At 67.4% G+C, this 17,977-nt stretch carries 17 protein-coding genes and 1 tRNA gene; 11 read left to right on the top strand and 7 right to left on the bottom strand.

All coding sequences use genetic code 11. The features are described 5' to 3' along the window. Window positions 1–3: 3 nt before the first annotated feature. Window positions 4–168: a DUF4177 domain-containing protein gene (locus OG225_RS36030; protein ID WP_109522717.1), complete on the bottom strand. Its 165-nt coding sequence runs from the start codon at window positions 166–168 to the stop codon at window positions 4–6. A gap of 146 nt (window positions 169–314) precedes the next feature. Between OG225_RS36030 and OG225_RS36025 the strand changes: the two genes are divergently transcribed. Beyond that, window positions 315–1,334 carry an ArsA-related P-loop ATPase gene (locus tag OG225_RS36025; protein ID WP_405179190.1) on the top strand — a complete coding sequence of 340 codons (1,020 nt, stop codon included), beginning with the start codon at window positions 315–317 and terminating at the stop codon, window positions 1,332–1,334. Further along, window positions 1,334–2,485 (top strand): ArsA family ATPase, encoded by a 1,152-nt coding sequence (locus OG225_RS36020; protein WP_405179189.1) that lies wholly within the window; start codon window positions 1,334–1,336, stop codon window positions 2,483–2,485. Before OG225_RS36025 ends, OG225_RS36020 begins: the two co-directional genes overlap by 1 nt. Window positions 2,486–2,584: 99 nt before the next feature. Here OG225_RS36020 and OG225_RS36015 read toward each other — a convergent pair whose 3' ends face one another. Beyond that, on the bottom strand, window positions 2,585–2,908 hold the full coding sequence (locus OG225_RS36015) for a WhiB family transcriptional regulator (RefSeq protein WP_054816825.1): 324 nt from the start codon (window positions 2,906–2,908) through the stop codon (window positions 2,585–2,587). 373 nt (window positions 2,909–3,281) lie between these two features. Between OG225_RS36015 and OG225_RS36010 the strand changes: the two genes are divergently transcribed. Continuing rightward, a complete protein-coding gene (locus OG225_RS36010; RefSeq protein ID WP_216917477.1) occupies window positions 3,282–5,636 on the top strand; it encodes a penicillin-binding protein in 2,355 nt (784 codons plus the stop codon). Window positions 5,637–5,821: 185 nt separating this feature from the next. On the opposite strand, the gene OG225_RS36005 is transcribed toward OG225_RS36010, so the two are convergent. After that, window positions 5,822–6,286 (bottom strand): GatB/YqeY domain-containing protein, encoded by a 465-nt coding sequence (locus OG225_RS36005; protein ID WP_405179188.1) that lies wholly within the window; start codon window positions 6,284–6,286, stop codon window positions 5,822–5,824. Window positions 6,287–6,431: 145 nt separating this feature from the next. Between OG225_RS36005 and OG225_RS36000 the strand changes: the two genes are divergently transcribed. Next, window positions 6,432–7,394, top strand: a complete 963-nt coding sequence (locus OG225_RS36000; RefSeq protein ID WP_405179187.1) for a metallophosphoesterase — start codon at window positions 6,432–6,434, stop codon at window positions 7,392–7,394. A 517-nt stretch (window positions 7,395–7,911) separates the two neighbouring features. On the opposite strand, the gene OG225_RS35995 is transcribed toward OG225_RS36000, so the two are convergent. Then, complete coding sequence (locus OG225_RS35995; protein WP_405179186.1) at window positions 7,912–8,205, bottom strand: hypothetical protein; 294 nt, start codon at window positions 8,203–8,205, stop codon at window positions 7,912–7,914. A 106-nt stretch (window positions 8,206–8,311) separates the two neighbouring features. On the opposite strand from OG225_RS35995, the gene OG225_RS35990 reads away from it, so the two are divergent. The 4 genes from OG225_RS35990 (at window position 8,312) to OG225_RS35975 (ending at window position 10,550) form a co-directional block, all read left to right on the top strand. Continuing rightward, window positions 8,312–9,016, top strand: a complete 705-nt coding sequence (locus OG225_RS35990; RefSeq protein ID WP_405179185.1) for a hypothetical protein — start codon at window positions 8,312–8,314, stop codon at window positions 9,014–9,016. A gap of 60 nt (window positions 9,017–9,076) precedes the next feature. Continuing rightward, window positions 9,077–9,150: transfer RNA gene (locus tag OG225_RS35985), tRNA-Pro, on the top strand. A gap of 148 nt (window positions 9,151–9,298) precedes the next feature. Then, window positions 9,299–10,309, top strand: coding sequence for an ATP-binding protein (locus OG225_RS35980; RefSeq protein ID WP_405179184.1), 1,011 nt, complete (start codon window positions 9,299–9,301; stop codon window positions 10,307–10,309). After that, window positions 10,287–10,550 (top strand): hypothetical protein, encoded by a 264-nt coding sequence (locus OG225_RS35975; protein ID WP_405179183.1) that lies wholly within the window; start codon window positions 10,287–10,289, stop codon window positions 10,548–10,550. Before OG225_RS35980 ends, OG225_RS35975 begins: the two co-directional genes overlap by 23 nt. 6 nt (window positions 10,551–10,556) lie before the next feature. On the opposite strand, the gene OG225_RS35970 is transcribed toward OG225_RS35975, so the two are convergent. The 3 genes from OG225_RS35970 to OG225_RS35960 all read right to left on the bottom strand — a co-directional run bounded on the left by OG225_RS35970 (window position 10,557) and on the right by OG225_RS35960 (window position 11,502). After that, window positions 10,557–10,850, bottom strand: coding sequence for a hypothetical protein (locus OG225_RS35970; RefSeq protein WP_405179182.1), 294 nt, complete (start codon window positions 10,848–10,850; stop codon window positions 10,557–10,559). A gap of 124 nt (window positions 10,851–10,974) precedes the next feature. Beyond that, complete coding sequence (locus OG225_RS35965; protein WP_157978233.1) at window positions 10,975–11,154, bottom strand: DUF6374 family protein; 180 nt, start codon at window positions 11,152–11,154, stop codon at window positions 10,975–10,977. Between the two features lie 54 nt (window positions 11,155–11,208). Continuing rightward, the gene (locus OG225_RS35960; RefSeq protein WP_405179181.1) at window positions 11,209–11,502 is read right to left on the bottom strand and encodes a hypothetical protein; all 294 of its coding nucleotides are present in this window, start codon (window positions 11,500–11,502) and stop codon (window positions 11,209–11,211) included. A gap of 342 nt (window positions 11,503–11,844) precedes the next feature. Here OG225_RS35960 and OG225_RS35955 point away from each other — a divergent pair, with 342 nt between their 5' ends. Genes OG225_RS35955 through atzF form a run of 3 tightly spaced genes read left to right on the top strand, consistent with a single transcriptional unit; the run spans window position 11,845 to window position 17,906 of the window. Then, window positions 11,845–12,552: a GntR family transcriptional regulator gene (locus OG225_RS35955; RefSeq protein ID WP_109522728.1), complete on the top strand. Its 708-nt coding sequence runs from the start codon at window positions 11,845–11,847 to the stop codon at window positions 12,550–12,552. Window positions 12,553–12,560: 8 nt separating this feature from the next. Further along, on the top strand, window positions 12,561–16,166 hold the full coding sequence (uca, locus tag OG225_RS35950; protein ID WP_405179180.1) for an urea carboxylase: 3,606 nt from the start codon (window positions 12,561–12,563) through the stop codon (window positions 16,164–16,166). Continuing rightward, complete coding sequence (atzF, locus tag OG225_RS35945) at window positions 16,167–17,906, top strand: allophanate hydrolase (protein ID WP_405179179.1); 1,740 nt, start codon at window positions 16,167–16,169, stop codon at window positions 17,904–17,906. Window positions 17,907–17,977 lie beyond the last annotated feature (71 nt).

The following is a 17,977-nucleotide window of genomic DNA, read 5'->3' as shown; positions in this document are numbered from 1 at the left end:
GGCCTACTGCCTCGGGCGCTTCAGGTACGCGACATGCTGCTCGCCGGTGGGGCCGGGAAGCACGCTCACCAGTTCCCAGCCGTCGGCGCCCCACTGGTCGAGAATCTGCTTGGTCGCGTGCGTCAGCAGCGGCACGGTCGCGTACTCCCACAGGGTCACATCACTCATACCGGTGAGACTAGCGCGCTGCCCTGTGACGTCGGCGCATCCCCGGTGTCTGATACAGAACGGCCGCAAATCCTCGCGTCAACCGGATCCCCGGGGCGGACCTCTCGAACGGGTTATAGGCTCCGCTCGTGGGAGTACCAACAGCAGTGCCTATTTCGGCAGAGCCTGCGCGGGAGACGGGGTGGCCCGAGCGCGCCGAGACCGCGCGCCTGCATTTCGTCTCCGGAAAAGGCGGGACGGGGAAGTCCACGGTCGCCGGGGCATTGGCACTCGCACTCGCCGCCGGTGGCAGGCGGGTACTGCTGGTCGAGGTCGAGAGCAGGCAGTCCATCGCGCAGTTGTTCGACCTGCCGCCGCTGCCGCCGACCGAGACCCGGATCGCGGCGGCGGACGGCGGCGGCGAAGTGGTCGCGCTCGCACTCGATATCGAGCACGCGTTTCTCGAATATCTCGACATGTTCTACAACCTCGGATTCGCCGGACGCGCGATGCGCCGAATGGGCGCGATCGAATTCGTCACCACGATCGCGCCGGGACTGCGCGATGTGATCGTGACGGGAAAGATCAAGGAATGCGCGGTCCGCACCGATAAGGCGGGAAAACGGATCTACGACGAGGTGGTCGTCGACGCCCCGCCGACCGGGCGGATCGCGAGTTTCCTCGATGTCACCCAGGCGATGGGCGAGATCGCCAAGGGCGGTCCGATCGCCTCGCAGGCCGACGGTGTCTCCCGGCTGCTGCATTCGGATCAGACCCTCATCCATCTGGTCACCCTGCTCGAGTCGCTACCCGTGCAGGAAACCGCCGACGCCGTCGCCGAACTCACCGCGAACGACCTGCGGATCGGCACCGTGATCGTGAATCGCGCGAGCGAGGGTTTCCTGCCTACCGACATCCGCGACCGCGCGGCCGCGGGCGATATCGACACCGAGGCGATCGCCGCCGAACTCGCGAAGGCCGGGATCATCCTGTCCGATGCCGATTTCCGCGGCCTGGTCACCGAGGCCCGTGAGCACGCCACGACATTGCAGGCCCAGGACTCCAGCGCCGAGGAATTGCGCGGAGTCGACGTGTCCCAGCTGTATCTGCCCGCCCTCGCCGACGGCATGGACCTGGGCGGCCTCTACGAACTGGCCGAGCACCTGAGCACGCAGGGAGTCCGCTGATGACCAGTTCGGCAGTCCCCGTCCCGCTCGACATCTCGGCGATCATCGATGACCGCACCGCCCGCGTCGTGGTCTGCTGTGGGTCGGGCGGCGTCGGCAAGACGACCACCGCCGCGGCGATCGCCCTGCGCGCGGCCGAGCGGGGCCGCAAGGTCGTCGTGCTCACCATCGATCCGGCGCGTCGACTGGCCCAGTCACTCGGCGTCGCCGATCTGGACAACTCCCCGCAGCGGGTCGAACTCGGCCCCGAGGTCGAGGGCGAACTGCACGCGATGATGCTGAACATGCGTCGCACCTTCGATGACATGGTGCTCGAGCACACCAGCCCGGACAAGGCCGAACAGATCTTCGCCAACCCGATCTACCAGACCCTCGCGTCCTCTTTCGGCGGCACGCAGGAGTACATGGCGATGGAGAAACTCGGCCAGCTGGCCGGACGGCGCGAATGGGATCTGATCGTCGTCGACACCCCGCCCTCGCGTAACGCGCTCGACTTCCTGGACGCGCCCAAACGTCTCGGTAATTTCCTCAACGGCAAGATGATTCGGCTGATCATGGCGCCGGGGCGCGGGGTCGGCCGCTTCGTCACCGGGGCGATGAGCCTGGCGATGCGCGGCGTCTCGACCATCGTCGGCGGTCAGCTGCTCAAGGACGCGTCGAATTTCCTGCAATCGCTGGAATCGCTGTTCGGCGGATTCCAGGATCGCGCGGACCGGACCTACGCGATGCTCTCCAAACCCGGCACCCACTTCCTGGTGATCGCCGCACCGGAACCGGACGCACTGCGCGAGGCCTCGTTCTTCGTCGACCGCCTGTCCACCGAACACATGCCGCTGGCCGGTCTCGTGCTGAACCGGACCCACCCCGCACTGTGCGCGGGCCTTCCCGCCGAACGGGCGCTCACCGCCGCCGATCAGATCGCGACGGCCGAACCGGACACCATCGGTTCGGTCACCGCCGCGGTGCTGCGCATCCACGCGCAGCGGGTGACGACTTCCAAGCGCGAGCTGCACCTGCTGCACCGGTTCACCGGCGCGCATCCCCGGGTGCCGATCGTCGCCGTGACGGCGCTGCCGTTCGAGGTCTCGGATCTGCGCGCGCTGCGCGCGGTAGGCGATCAGTTGACCGGAACCGCCCCCGAATCAGCCTGATCCGAACCGGACACCGCTATCCACTAAGTCGCGATCGCTATAGCCACGAACGAGAACGAGCCCGCGGCGGCGGGCTCGTTCCGATATCCGGGTTCCCCTTTACATCGCAATTTGATGCTGCCGCTGGGCCTGAAAGAAATCGGCCCACGACGTCACCTCGGGATGTTGTTTCAGCAGCGCGCGACGCTGTCTCTCCGTCATGCCACCCCACACCCCGAACTCGACACGGTTGTCGAGGGCATCGGCGCCGCACTGCATGAGCACCGGGCAATGCCTGCAGATCGTCGCGGCCTTGCGCTGCGCCGCACCACGGACGAACAGCTGATCGGGGTCTACTTCCTTGCATCGAGCCTGGGCTACCCAGGCGATTCTCGCTTCGGCCTGCTCCACGTCCAATCGAGCGATGGGGGTTGTCATGTGCATTTGGTGTGCCCCTTTGCAGTCCGAACACCGGGTCATCGGCGCTCCAGAATCGCGTGACAGCCTCGCAGCAACCCGTACCCCGCTGCGAACTGCACCACATTCCACTTTGAGTGTTAGCTCTATCACACTGGGTTCTCAATCTAGGTAAAGGTATGGGCTCAGCGCAAGACCGTCTCGAGTTTTACTGGTACGTGCGTCCCTGCGGGCCGTGGTAGAGAACCGGTCGGTCGGCTCGCCGCGCGGTTACCCGGCTCGCGACACGCCGAGGTCGAGAGCGCGACACGCCCGTCCGTTATCGCGATATCGGGAATTCCCCGAGAACCGGCAAACACTCGTGCGAGCGGTGGCGAGCGAACCCCGTAGTCTGGGACCCGTGCCGATCACACATACGCTCGCGAAGCTGACTGGCAGCTGCGCGTTGGCCGCAGTGCTCGTCGCCGGTCTCTTGTTCCCGCTCGCGGGCGGTTTCGGATTCGTATCCAACCGTGCCGCCGACGCCGTCGACAATGTCTCCTCCGAGCTGGTCGAGGGCACCGTCCCCGCGGTCTCGACCATGGTCGACTCGACGGGTGCGCCGATTGCCTGGCTGTACGAGCAGCGCCGGTTCGAAGTCCCGAGCGACAAGATCTCCAACGACATGAAGTTGGCGATCGTGTCCATCGAGGACCGACGATTCTCCGAACACGAGGGCGTCGACTGGCAGGGCACGCTACGCGCGTTCCTCACCAACACCAGCAGCGGCGAGGTCCAGCAGGGCGCGTCCACCCTGGACCAGCAGTACGTCAAGAACTTCCAGCTGCTCGTCGTCGCCAAGACCGACGCCGAACGGCGCGCGGCCATCGAGACCACCCCGGCCCGCAAGATCCGTGAGATCCGGATGGCGCTGACGCTGGACCGCGAACTCACCAAAGAGGAGATCCTCACCAGGTACCTGAACCTGGTGCCGTTCGGTAACTCCTCCTACGGCATCCAGGACGCCGCGCAGACCTACTTCGGCGTCGATGCCGCCGATCTCAAGGTCGGGCAGGCCGCGATGCTGGCCGGCATGGTGCAGTCCAGTTCCAAGCTGAACCCCTACACCAATACCGAGGGCGTGCTCGCGCGTCGCAACACCGTGCTGGACACCATGATCCAGAACATCCCCAACCGCGCGGACGAATTCCGCAGGGCCAAGGCCGAGCCGCTCGGCGTGCTGCCCGAGCCCAAGGGCCTGCCGCGCGGCTGCATCGCGGCCAAGGATCGCGGCTTCTTCTGCGACTACGCGCTGCAATACCTGGCCAACGCCGGAATCAGCCGCGAACAGATCGACAAGGGCGGGTATCTGATCAAGACCACCCTCGACCCGGCCGTTCAGGATTCGGTTCAGCGTTCGTTGGCCGAGGCCGCCAATCCCAACCTCGACGACATCGCCGAGGTCATGTCGATCATCGCGCCCGGCGCGGACTCCCATCCGCTCGTCGCCATGGGCAGCAGCCGCACCTACGGCCTCAACCGCGACACCAACGAGACGGTGCAACCGCAGCCCTATTCGATGGTCGGCGACGGCGCGGGCTCGATCTTCAAGGTCTTCACCACGGCCGCGGCCATGGAGAAGGGTATGGGGATCAACGCCGAACTCGACGTCCCCGGCCGCTTCGACGCCAAGGGCCTCGGCAACGGCGGTGCGCGCGGTTGCCCGCCCGCCACCTACTGCGTCGAGAACGCGGGCAAGTACAAGTCGCCGATGTCGGTGACCGAGGCGCTGGCGACCTCGCCGAACACCGCGTTCGTCAAACTCATCCAGGCCGTCGGCGTGACGCCGACCGTCGACATGGCCGTCCGACTGGGCATGCGCTCGTTCACCGAAGCCGGAAGTTCCGGTCACGGCAACCAGAGCCTCGCCGACATGGTGAAGGAGCAGAACCTCGGCTCGTTCACCCTGGGACCGGTGGCGATCAACCCGCTCGAACTGTCCAATGTGGCCGCGACGCTGGCCTCCGGCGGCCGGTGGTGCCCGCCGTCGCCGATCAAAGAGGTCATCGATCGTGGCGGCAAACAGGTTCCGCTGACCCAGCAGGCCTGCGAGCAGGTCGTCGAGCCGGGTCTGGCGAACACCCTCGCCAACGCGATGAGCAAGGACGACACCAGCGGCACCGCCGCGGGCGCGGCGCGGGCCAGCGGCTGGAACTGGCCGCTGTCCGGTAAGACGGGAACCACCGAAAGCCACCGTTCCTCGGCATTCCTCGGATTCACCAACTCGCTCGCGGGCGCCGCCTACGTCTACGGCGACAGCCCGACGCCGGGCGAGATCTGCTCGTTCCCGCTGCGCAGCTGCGGCAGCGGTGACCTGTTCGGCGGTAACGAACCCGCCCGCACCTGGTTCAACGCGATCAAACCGGTGGTCGAGAAATTCCCGGCGCCGGTGCTGCCGCCACTGGACGACAAGTACGTCCGCGGCTCGAATCAGGCACAGGTTCCCGACGTCACCGGCATGCCGCAGGGCGAGGCGACCGCCGCGCTGGTCGCGGCGGGATTCCAGGTGCAGGCGGTGAACGGCAACGGCTCGCTGCCCAAGGGCAGCGTCATGAGCAGCGCGCCCAACGGTTCGGCCATTCCGGGCTCGGTGGTCACCATCTACATCAGTGACGGCACCCAACGCGCGGCACCCGCACCGGGGCCGACACCGGGTGCCCCCGCACCGCCCGCGCTACCGCCCGGACTTCCGCTACCGCCCTGGTGGCCGAGGTAGAGCTGCAATTTTGGCCGCTGGTGCGGCGTGGTTCGCGGCCCCTCGGTCTTGCTACTCGGCGTCCGAGACTCGCGCCTGCGGCGCATGCGCTTCGGACGCCGAGTAGCAAGACGGCCGCGAACCCTGAGGGCGCCCACTCCGAACCTGTTCGCGGGTGGTGGCGCCTTCGGGTTCGCCGGGTGCACTCAGAGGCGGGCTTTGACGGCGGCCGAGAGGCGCGAACCATCGGCTTTGCCGTCGGCGAGCGCGGTGGCGATCTTCATGACCTGTCCCATCTGCCGCATGCCGGGACGTTCGCCGTTCTGCTCGGCGACCTGGGCGATCGCCGTGTCGGCGATATCGGCGACCTCGGCTTCGGTGAGCTGTGTCGGCAGATAGTCGTCGATGATCCTGGCCTCGGCGTGCTCGTTCGCCGCCAGCTCGCCGCGCCCGGCCTGCGTGAAGACCTCGGCGGCCTCGCTGCGTTTCTTCGCCTCTTTCTGCAACACGGAGACGACCTCGGCGTCGGAGAGTTCGCGCGACTGCGAACCCGCGACCTCGGCGGTCTGGATCGCGGCCAGCAGCATACGCAACGTGGCCAAGCGCAACTTGTCCTTGGCTTTCATCGCGGCGGTCATATCCGTCCGCAGCCTCGCTTTGAGTTCCGACATGGGCCCAACCGTAGCCGGTCGTCCCTGCACCTCCCACATATTTAGTGCCCGGCACGGTGTCGCGGGCACAGGCCGGACCGGGCAAATGCGACACCGTGCCCAAACACACTCGGCGTTCCGCGCCGGGCTCACCTATGCTGGGCAAATGCCCGTAATCTCGACTTCCGTTGTCCGCCGTACCGCGCTGGGCGCTGTCGGAGCCGCGGTGGCCGGAGTCGGCTACGCCTCCCTCGTCGAACGCAACGCGTTCATCCTGCGCGAGGCGACGATGCCGGTTCTGCAACCCGGTTCGTCGAGCCTACGGGTGTTGCACATCAGCGACCTGCACATGATGCCGGGACAGAAACTCAAGCAGCAGTGGCTGCGTGATCTCGATCGGCTGGAACCGGATCTGGTCGTCAACACCGGCGACAACCTCTCGCATCTGAAATCGGTGCCCGCGGTGGTCCAGGCGCTCGGCGGATTACTCTCCCGCCCCGGCCTTTTCGTGTTCGGCAGCAACGACTACTTCGCGCCGGTGCCCAAGAACCCCGCGAAGTACTTCAACAAGAACCATCGTCGCGTCTACGGCGCCCCGCTGCCGTGGAAGGATCTGCGCGCCGTCTTCACCGAACGCGGCTGGCTCGACCTCACCCACGTGCGGCGCGATCTCGAGGTGTCCGGAATCCGCATCGCCACAGCGGGCGTCGACGACCCGCATCTTCAGCGTGACCGCTACGACACCGTGGCGGGGGCTCCCAATCCGCTCGCCGATCTTCGCATCGGCCTGACGCATTCGCCCGAGCCCCGCGTGCTCGATCGTTTCGCCGCCGACGGCTACGACCTCGTCATGGCGGGTCACACCCACGGCGGCCAGCTGGTGCTGCCCGGTTACGGCGCGCTCGTGACCAACTGCGGTATCGACAAATCCCGCGTGAAGGGCCCGTCGCAGTGGGGCGAACACACCCAACTGCACGTCTCCGCAGGAATCGGCACCTCGCCGTGGGCCCCCTACCGCTTCTGCTGCCGTCCCGAGGCGACCCTGCTCACCCTGGTCGCCGCACCGCCGAAGCGCCCCAACGCCGCGACCGACCACGGGATTTCGACCTCCGAGGCCGTCGCGCGCTGAAACGCGCCGAACGGGGGCGGGTATTCGGCGCGGGGTGCGTCGACGGGGACGAACGCTGTAAGGTCGCGTGCCGAGACTTGATGTCGGAGCAGGGGAACGACGAACGTGAGACTTTCCAGGGGTAGAGCACTCTTCGTCACGGCCGAGGCCGTCGGTGGGGCGCGGTGGTGAGCGACGGCGCGGGCAGACCTGCGCCCGGCGCGGATGTCCGCGCGGTACCCGTTGGGGGACGGCCGGATTCGGCCCTCGACAGCCCGGTAGACACCGTGCCTACTGCCTGTGCCGAGACGAACGTGTACGGCGAGACGGCTTTCGGTGTACCGGCGCACGCACCCGGGGCCGTCGATTCGAGAAATCCGTTCGGGGTGCCGGTGGAATTGCCGCCTCCGGTGAGCGCTGTACCGCACGGGAATATCGCCGGGGGCTATGCCTCGTCCGGACCGGGGTTCGTCACGGATCAGCAGGGGGACAGTCCATTCGGGGTGATCCACGAGTCGGCTGGAAGTTCTGTCCTGGCTCAGCCGGAATGGAATCCCGTCGGCGGGTCGGCGTATTCCGGTTCGACAACGTCGGCGGCGCCGGTGTCGTCGGAATCCAGCACTCCGGTGTCAGCGTCGGTGTCGGAATCCAGCACTCCGTCGGCATCGGCATCGGCATCGGCATCGGCATCGGCATCGGCATCGGACGGATGGCAACCACGCGTGTGGGAATCATCGACCTCCACACCCCGCGCACGAGCGTGGCAGATACCCGAGGCTGCACCCCCACCTTCGTCCGGCTCGATCCCCCCGGCCCACCACGGTTTCGGCACCGCCCCGAGCGAATTCGACGAGTGGCGGTTCGGGGCGCGCGCTTTTCCGTCCGACTCCATCCAGCAGCCGAGGCGGGGCAGGCGACGGCTCGTACTCGCCGCCGGGGTGGCGGTCGCGCTTCTCGTCGCCGGGGTGGGACTCGCGACGGCGGCCGGAAAGCGCGGTGGTGACCTCGGCAGCAATGATCCGACACCCGGCCTGGTCAGCGCGCTGACCACTTCGATCAGACCGGCCACAAGCCCCAAGGCAGCGGCCGCCGTCAGCAATGAGACCCCGGTGGTCCCCGGCTACCAGGTGGTGGTCGCCCCCGACAGCGGCGCGGCCTACGACGTCCCCGCGGATTGGACCGTGTCCGCACCCGAGCATTCGGGCGGTTTCGGCACCCCACCGAATTCGGTCGGCGGCAAAGGCTACGCCACCGAGGGCAAGAACTACTGCCCCGGCTCGACCCGAACGGTCTCCTTCCTCACCGGCACCGACGACGCCGATTCCGCCGCCGCCGCAATACAACTCGGCACCCGCACGGCCAAAGCCGCCTACCCCGACTCCCCTACCGGCGGCACCCCCGGCCCGGCCCAACCACTGGACTCCCTCGACGGAAGCCGTCACGGCGTATTCGTCGAGACCAGGGGCGCCATCACCGACGCGAAACCCGGGTGCGCCACCGAGTACTCCATCTACACCTTCGCCACCACCGCCGAAATCGGCAGTTTCGTCATGGTCATCGCCGCCGACACCGGCGTCCCCAAGGCAGTCGACCCCGACACCGCCCGCCGCATATTCGCCAGCATCCGCCCCCACGGAACCTGACTGACCTGCGGGTTTAACGTCTGGACCTTCCCTGTTGTAAGCTACTGCAGGTTCGCTTCACGGGGTGTGGCGCAGCTTGGTAGCGCGCTTCGTTCGGGACGAAGAGGTCGCAGGTTCAAATCCTGTCACCCCGACGTGTTGGTTGAGACACAAGAAGAGGCCCTGACCGTTCCACGGTCAGGGCCTCTTCTGCTTTCCGTCGACAGACATTCCGCAGGGACTGCACAAGAGGCCGCCGACCAGGCCACCGAAGCGGAGTCCCTGCGCAATCTCGCGGGGGCGGTGGCCGAGTTCAGTGGGTCGTCGCTGCCGATACGGTTCGACGACTGGCGACAGGCGGTCGACACCCTGCTGGCTCTGTCGAGCGAGCGCGAACTGCCGGTGGTTGTCGATGAATGCCCCTACCTGGTGAAGTCGAGCCCCGGCCTGCCGTCCATCATTCAGGCGGCCCTCGCGCCGAGGCGCGCCGAACGACTCGCCTCGCGGTCCCGATTGCTGCTGTGCGGTTCGGCCATGTCGTTCATGGGATCACTGCTCGCCGGCACCGCGCCGCTTCGCGGACGGGCGGGCCTGGAATTGATCGTTCCGACATTGGATTACCGCCTCGCGGCCCAGTTCTGGGGAATCGAGGATCCGCGCTTGGCGCTGCTCGTGCACGCGATCGTCGGCGGGACCCCGGCCTACCGGCGCGAATTCGTCGAGGACGACACCCCGGCGGGCCTTGCCGACTTCGACGACTGGGTGCTGCGGACCGCCCTGAACCCGTCGAGTCCGCTGTTCCGCGAGCCGAGGTACCTGCTCAGCGAAGAACCGGGTCTACGCGATCCCGGCCTCTATCATTCGGTGCTCGCCGCTGTCGCCCAAGGGAATTCGACGAGTGGCGGCATCGCCTCGTATGTCGGTCGCAAGACCAGTGACATCACCCACCCACTCTCGGTCCTGGAGGACTGCGGCCTGCTGCGACGTGAGCCGGATCTGTTCCGCGGTAACCGCATGATCCATCGGATCAGCGAACCGCTGGTCACGTTCTATCAGGCTGTCGCCCGTCCCGACTGGACCGAGTGGGAACGCGCCCGCGACTCCGCCCGTTTGTGGAAACGGCGTCGGCACCGCTTCGAAAGCAACGTGCTCGGACCACATTTCGAGGAGGTGTGCCGGAACTGGGTTGCCGATTACGCCGCCGACAGCGTGTTCGGGGGGGCCGATCACCCGCGTGGGCAGTGGGATGGTGAACGATCCGGCGAACAAGAGCACTCACGAGGTCGATGTGGTGGTTTTCGGCGAATTGCCTGACGGCACCGAGGCGCTGCTGTCCATCGGCGAGGCGAAGTGGAACGACGTGATGGGCAGCGGCCATATCGACAGATTGCGCCGCATCCGCGACCTGCTGTCCACGAAATTCGATACCACCCACACCCGACTTGCCTGCTACAGCGGAGCGGGGTTCATGCCTGCGGCGCTGGCTGCGTCCGATCGGGGCGACGTCGTGCTGATCGACTCGGACGCGCTCTATTCCAGCGATCGAGAGCGGTAGCGACGGTTACCGCGCCTGCTCGTGATTCCAGGCCGAGACGCGGCGGGCGTAGAGGACGTTGCCGATGCCCGCGGTGAGGAAGAAGAGGGCGAGGTGGATCCAGGGGGATTGGCGGCGGCTGGGGGGTGCGGCGGCGGGCGGGTCGGTGGGGATCGGGAGGGGCTGGGTGAAGGGCTGGGTCACCGGGTGGGAGCGGCGCGGGGGCGGCGGGGCGAACCTGGCGGGCGGTGGCGTGTGGCCGGAGCGTGTGTCCGCGCCCTGCGCGTAGGGGGCGGCGGCGCCCCGGTTCGGCGAGGCCATGATCGGCTCCCCTCCTGCTGTGCGTGATTGTCGGGGATCTCACAGTAGACCGACGATGACGCCGTTGACACCCGAAATCGGTGGTGACCTGACGGTAACTCGACGCCCGCTCGCGAACGGTGGTTCAGCGGGGACGTCCGCGCAGGTTCTCGGTGTAGATTCTGAGTCCCTCATCGAGTTTTCCCGCCGCGTTCTCTAGCTGCTCGGGCGTCAGATGCTTACCGAACGCGGCGGCGTCGAGCAGCTGACGTTTGACCTCGGTGATGTTCGTCGCGGCCCGATCGAGGCGGGATAACTCGGACATAGCGAGACCATACACCTGATCGAACATATATTCGATACGAGCGCGGTCTCCGATTCATTCCCGGTCGAGGTCGGTGTAACCGGCGGCGCGCAATGCCCTGGACGCCGCGGCCTTGCGGGCGCAACGATCGGGATGGCACGGGCGGTGGCGACGCAGGGCCTGACGGGCTTCGATGACACTGAACGGCTGTTCCGGCGCCTCGTGCGGCCACCCGGACGGCCAGACCTCGCGCACCAGGTCGTCCCCGTCGGCGGCCGGGGACGGTAGCGGCCACCAGACCGTCCCGACGATGACCGCGAGCAGCCCGGAGACCAGGATGAGCAATCCGACGAGCACGAACAGTTCCATCGCTACCTCCACGAGGCTCGAGTGCGGAGCACCCGGCGCCGGGGTGTGGGCCACCCTCCGACGGCGCGGTCGGAGGGTTGTGCCGCTGAGGGGGTACGGCATCATCCCGGCGCCGGGGCTGTCATCAGCCTGGGGGCGCTATATGTCATTCGATAGCGTCCGGGTGTTGCCAGCTGTTGCAGTCTTCTCCCCATTTTCGACGGGAATCGGTGAAGTCGGTGACCGGCGGGCGGTCGCGGGGCGAATTCTCGGTGCCTATCCGCATTCGTGGTGAGCAGACGCTTACGCCCGGATAACTTACCGTCATCTCGACGAAACACGAGGTACATAGCGTACACAGGCATGTCGACACGGGTGGCTACACTGGCCGATGCTGCGGGAAGGCCGTTGCGCGACGTCGTTTATACGACGTTACGCAGCGAGTTGATGAACGGTGACATCAAATTCGGCGAACGCCTGACCGAGCCGAAATTGTCGACGCGCTTCGGAATTTCGCGGACCCCGATCCGCGAGGCATTGACGGTCCTGTGTTCGGATGGACTGCTGCGCCGCGAGGAATACGGCTTCAGCCCCGTGCGCCCGAGTATTCCACTGATCCGGGACCTCTACGAACTTCGAATCACCTTGGAACTCGGCGGTATCGCGCGCGCTATCGACAATCCGTCGGTGCGCCACGATCTCGAACTGCTGGAAACCGAGCGTCAGAGCTGGCTGGCATTACAGGCCGATCCGCCCGAGCAGGAGCCGGGATTCGTGGTGCGCGACGAGGAATTCCACGTCACGCTGCTGACCTCGGCGGGGAACGCGGAGCTGGTACGGGCGTTGCAGGCGGTGAATTCCCGTATCAGGCACGTGCGGATGTACGACTTCATGGTCAACAACCGGATCGAGACCACGATCACCGAACATCTCGGGATTCTCGACGCGGTACTCGCCCAGGATCTTCCGCTCGCGTATCGACTGCTGCACAGCCACATCGGGGAATCCCTCGATGTCGTGCTCGAGCGCGTCACCAGGGCCATCGCCGCGATGTCCATGGAAACCGAGTAGGAGCCGCGGTGGATTTCGATACCGTGCTCGTCGCCAATCGCGGCGAGATCGCCTGCCGGGTCATGCGGAGCGCGCGTGCGCTCGGGTTGAAGACCGTCGCGGTCTATTCCGAGGCCGACGCGGGCGCGGCACACGTCGAATTCGCCGATACCGCGGTACTACTCGGGCCGAGCGCGGCGGCCGATTCCTATCTGCGCGCCGATCGGGTGATCGACGCCGCGCTGTCCAGCGGAGCCGGTGCGGTTCATCCCGGCTACGGATTCCTGTCCGAGAACGCTGAATTCGCCGCCGATGTGGCCGCGGCCGGTATCGCCTTCGTCGGCCCGACGCCGGAGCAGCTGCGGATATTCGGTGACAAGCACACCGCACGCGAGGCGGCGCGCGCCGTCGGGGTGCCGCTGATTCCGGGCAGCGGTCTGTTGGAATCGGCGGATCACGCGGTGTCGCAGGCGCGGCGGGTCGGTTACCCGGTCATGGTGAAGGCGGTCGGCGGTGGCGGCGGTATCGGCATGCAGTCCTGTGCCGAAGACGACGAGGTTCGTGCCGCCTACCAGCGGGTGCAACGGCTGGCGTCGACCAACTTCTCCTCGTCCGGGGTTTTCCTCGAACGTTTCGTCGCTCGCGCCAGGCATATCGAGGTGCAGGTGTTCGGCGACGGGCAGGGCCGGGTGGTCAGCCTCGGCACCCGTGACTGTTCGCTACAGCGGCGCAATCAGAAGGTCATCGAGGAGGCGCCGGCGCCCAATCTGGCCGACGAGACGATCGAACGCCTGCTCAGCGCGTCGCGGGAGCTGGCGCGTTCGGTCGACTACCGGTCCGCGGGAACCGTCGAATTCGTCTACGACGCCGACCGCGGCGAGGCGTCCTTCCTGGAGATGAATACCCGTCTGCAAGTGGAACATCCGGTGACCGAGGCCGTGACCGGGGTGGATCTGGTCGAGTGGATGCTGCGGCTGGCGGGCGGGGACAGTTCGATGGTCGACGAACTGCCCGAACGCGGTCCCGCGATCACCGGGCACGCCGTCGAGGCGCGCGTCTACGCCGAGGATCCGGCGCACGATTACCGCCCGAGTGCGGGTCTGATCACCGTGGCCGACTTTCCCGACGACGCCAGGGTCGACACCTGGGTGCGCACCGGAACCGAGGTCAGCCCGTATTACGACCCGCTGCTGGCCAAGGTGATCACCGCGAACACCACCCGCGACGCGGCCTTCGACGATCTGTCTCGCGCGCTGTCAGGCACCGTCATCCAGGGCGTCCGCACCAATATCGCGCAATTGCGCGCGGCCGCGCACGACACCGCGGTCCTCGCCGCCGACCATCTCACCTCGACGCTGGCCGGAATCCACCCGGTCGAACATCGCGTGGACGTGCTACGCGGCGGCACCATGACCACCATTCAGGACCATCCGGGTCGAATCGGGTTGTGGCAGGTCGGCATTCCCCCGTCCGGCCCGATGGACGATCTGTCGTTCACCCTCGCCAATTCCGCCGTCGGCAACCCGCCGCAGGCGCCCGCGCTGGAATGCACGCTGCACGGTCCGCAGCTCGCGTTCTCCGAGCCGACCGTGGTGTGCGTGACCGGCGCGGAGGCCCCCGTCACGGTCGACGGTGTGCCGGTGCGGATGTGGCAACCGGTGACCGTCGACGCCGGAGCGGTCCTCGATCTCGGGGTGCCGTTCGATACCGGACTGCGCACCTACGTCGCGGTCCGCGGCGGTTTCGACGCACCGCTGTACCACGGCAGCGCCGCCACTTTCACCCTCGGCGGTTTCGGCGGGGTGACCGGGCGGGCGGTGGCATCGGGCGATGTCATCGGCATCGTCGCGGGCGCCGAACTGGGTGCGCCGCACGATGTCACGCCGGACGAGCGGCCGGAGTTCGGGCACGTCTGGGAGTTGGCGGTGGGGGTCGGTCCGCAAACCGCGCCCGCCTATTTCACCGATGCCGACATGGCGCAGTTCTACTCGCATCCGTGGCGGGTCGGCAGCCACGCCAATCGCACCGGCATCCGCCTGGAGGGGCCGAAACCGACCTGGTCGCGGGGTGACGGCGGCGACGCCGGGCTGCATCCGTCGAATCTGCATGACAACCCGTACAGCGTCGGAACACTGAACGTCTCCGGTGACACGCCGATCCTGCTCGGCCCGGACGGTCCGAGCCTCGGCGGTTTCGCGTGCCCGCTCACGGTCGTGTCGGCCCACCGCTGGAAACTCGGTCAGATGCGCCCAGGTGACACCGTGCGATTCATCCCGGTCGACGACACCGAGGCCGACGCGCTTCGCGGTTCGAATACCGCGCGGGCACGAGCCTCGATCGGCACATCCGGTCGCGCGGGTGACGACGATCGCGGCATCCTCGGCGGCGTCGAGGCGGCCTCCGATCGCCCGGGGGTGGTCTACCTGCGCGGCGGCGACGACAACATCCTCGTAGAATACGGCGAGATGGTGCTCGATCTCGGACTGCGCATGCGGGTGCACGCGCTGGCCGACGCGCTCGCGGCGTCGGGCCTGCCCGGCATCGTCGATGTGACGCCGGGCGTGCGTTCCCTGCATATCCATTTCGACCCGGACGTACTCCCCCAGCACCGGATACTCGGCGTACTGGCCGAATTGGAGACCGAACTGCCCGCGATCGGCGACATGGTGGTTCCCAGCCGCGCCATCCGGCTGCCGCTGTCGTTCGACGATCCGTCCATCGCCGAGGCGATCGATCGCTACCGCAGCGGGGTGCGCGACACCGCGCCCTGGTTGCCGTCCAATACCGAATTCATCAGGCGGATCAACGGACTCGACAGCGTCGAACAGGTACGCGCGGCGGTGTTCGACGCGGAATACCTGGTACTCGGGCTCGGCGACGTGTATCTCGGTGCGCCGCTCGCGGTTCCGCTCGATCCGCGACACCGTCTGGTCACGACCAAATACAACCCGGCGCGCACCTGGACACCGTCGGACGCGGTCGGCATCGGCGGCAAATACCTCTGCGTCTACGGCATGGCATCCCCAGGCGGATATCAGCTGATCGGGCGAACCATTCCGATCTGGTCGAGTTACCGCCAGTCCGCGCCGTTCGAGCCGGGGACGCCGTGGCTGTTCCGGTTCTTCGACCGCATCGTCTGGGAACCGGTCACGCCCGCGGAACTACTCGAATACCGCGCCGCCGCGAAAGCGGGCCGATTCGACGCCGAGGTGGGCGATGGCACCTTCGCCTATGCCGATCACCTGCGCGTGCTCACCGAGAACGCCGCGTCCATCGCGGAATTCGAGACGCGGCAGGCCGCCGCTTTCGAGGCGGAGAAGCAGGCGTGGCGCGCCTCGGGCGAATTCGAACGCGCCGCCACCGTGGAGACGGTCGCCGAACCCGCGGCGGACCCGCTGGACGGGTTGCCGCCGGGAGCGACCGTGATCACCGCGCCGATGATCGGCAATGTGTGGCGCGTCGAGGTCGAAGAAGGTCAGCGGCTGGCGGCGGGAGACCCGGTTGCCATCCTCGAAGCCATGAAATTGGAGTTGCCGGTGCACAGCCCGGGTGCCGGCACGGTCCTGAGGGTGTTCGCCGCCCCGGGAGCCAAGGTGGAACCGGGAACCCCGCTAGCAGTGATCGGAGTGGACTGAATGCCCGCAGGCGTCGTGGACAATACAGACAGCACCGAGGTACACGGATCTCCGATCGAACGGGTGGCAGCCGCCTTCCGGCGAATAGCCGAGGTGGATCGCCCCGAGGTGTGGATAACACTGCGGGCACAGCGCGAAGTCACCGCCGAGGCCGCCGCGCTCGAGCGCAGACTCGCCGCCGGTGAAGCACTGCCACTGGCCGGTGTCCTGGTGGCGGTCAAGGACAATATCGACGTGGCCGGGTTGCCGACCACGGCGGCCTGCCCCGATTTCGCCTACACCCCCGAGGTCACGGCGTCCGCGGTCGAACGCCTGGTCGCGGCGGGTGCGCTGGTGTTGGGGAAGACCAATCTGGATCAGTTCGCCACCGGCCTGGTCGGCACCCGCAGTCCCTACGGGGCGGTGCGGCACGCGGTGCATCCCGAATTGATCTCCGGTGGTTCGAGTTCCGGCTCGGCGGTCGCGGTCGCGCTCGGCATCGCCGATATCGGCATCGGCACCGATACGGCGGGTTCGGGACGAGTGCCCGCGGCGTTGCACGGCATCGTCGGCATCAAGGCGACCCTCGGGATCATTCCCGCGCACGGCGTCGTCCCCGCGTGCGCCGACTACGACGCGGTGACCGTCTTCGCGACCGATCTGGACCGCGCCGTCGCGGCGGCCAGGATGATGACCGGGCGTGACGACCGTGATCCGCGCAGCAGGACCTGGCCCGCCGATATCCGGCTCGCCGCCCCGCGACAGCCACGCCTGGCCGTGCCGCGCGCGGAGGATCTCGCGGCGCTCACCCCGAGCTACCGCAAAGCCTTCGCCGAAACCGTCGCCGCCGTGACGGAATCGGGCATCGTCACCAAGGAGATCGACATCTCCGGACTGCTGGAGGCCGCGCTACTGCTCTACGACGGCTCGATCGTCGCCGAACGCTATACCGCGGTAGGCGCCTTCCTCGACACCGCTCCCGCAGGCGCGGATCCGACGGTGGCGGCGATCATCGCGGCGGCGGGCCGCACCACCGGCCCCGGTTTCGCGGCGGATCTGGATACCCTGGCCCGCGCCGAATCGGCGGCCGAGGAGTTGTTACGCGAATTCGACGGACTGCTGCTGCCGACGACCACCGAACATCCGAGTATCGAAGCGGTGCAGGCCGATCCGATCACCATCAACCGCAGAATGGGCACCTACACCAACTTCTGCAATCTGCTGGATATGGCGGCGGTGGCGATTCCGGGCGCACCGACCGCCGACGGCGAACCGTTCGGCGTGATGGTGGTGACACCGGCCTTCACCGACCAGGTCGGCATCGATCTCGCGGCCCGCATCGCCTGCGTCGAATCACCGACACTGGTCGCCGACGGCGTCGACCTGGCGGTATTCGGCGCGCATCTGCGCGGGCAAACGCTGCACTGGCAGTTGGAGGAGATCGGCGCGCGGTTCACCGGGGAGGTCGAGACCACCGACGCCTACCGGCTCACCGCGCTCGACACCACACCGCCGAAACCGGGTCTGGTGCGCCACGGCCCCGGACTCGGCGCGCCGATCGTGGGCGAACTGTTCCGGGTCTCGCGCGCCGGACTCGGCGGCTTCCTCGCCGAACTGCCTCCGCCCATGGCGTTGACCAGTATCGAATTGGCCGACGGCCGTTCGGTGATCGGCTTCGCCTGCACCTACGACTCCGCGGTGTCCGCCACCGATATCACGACGTTCCGCGGGTGGAAGGCGTATTCGCAGCGCAAGAACTGATCCGAATTCTCGAAGCGATGGACCGGGGCCGGTAACGGCTCCGGTCCATCGTCGTCTCCGGGACCAGATCC

Origin of the sequence: Nocardia sp. NBC_01377 (assembly GCF_045040005.1) — a bacterium.
GTDB lineage: Bacteria > Actinomycetota > Actinomycetes > Mycobacteriales > Mycobacteriaceae > Nocardia > Nocardia noduli.
The sequence above is the reverse complement of the archived record's forward strand: the minus strand, read 5'-3'. Positions and strand labels throughout refer to the sequence as shown.

Bases quoted from the DNA above. Each gene is read 5' to 3' on its own strand.
- OG225_RS36020 (WP_405179189.1), top strand. From the start codon at position 1,334: ATGACCAGTTCGGCAGTCCCCGTCCCGCTCGACATCTCGGCGATCATC.
- OG225_RS36000 (WP_405179187.1), top strand. From the start codon at position 6,432: ATGCCCGTAATCTCGACTTCCGTTGTCCGCCGTACCGCGCTGGGCGCT.
- OG225_RS35970 (WP_405179182.1), bottom strand. From the start codon at position 10,850: ATGGCCTCGCCGAACCGGGGCGCCGCCGCCCCCTACGCGCAGGGCGCG.
- OG225_RS36015 (WP_054816825.1), bottom strand. From the start codon at position 2,908: ATGCACATGACAACCCCCATCGCTCGATTGGACGTGGAGCAGGCCGAA.
- OG225_RS36030 (WP_109522717.1), bottom strand. From the start codon at position 168: ATGAGTGATGTGACCCTGTGGGAGTACGCGACCGTGCCGCTGCTGACG.
- OG225_RS35965 (WP_157978233.1), bottom strand. From the start codon at position 11,154: ATGTCCGAGTTATCCCGCCTCGATCGGGCCGCGACGAACATCACCGAG.
- OG225_RS36005 (WP_405179188.1), bottom strand. From the start codon at position 6,286: ATGTCGGAACTCAAAGCGAGGCTGCGGACGGATATGACCGCCGCGATG.
- OG225_RS35960 (WP_405179181.1), bottom strand. From the start codon at position 11,502: ATGGAACTGTTCGTGCTCGTCGGATTGCTCATCCTGGTCTCCGGGCTG.
- OG225_RS35955 (WP_109522728.1), top strand. From the start codon at position 11,845: ATGTCGACACGGGTGGCTACACTGGCCGATGCTGCGGGAAGGCCGTTG.
- atzF (WP_405179179.1), top strand. From the start codon at position 16,167: ATGCCCGCAGGCGTCGTGGACAATACAGACAGCACCGAGGTACACGGA.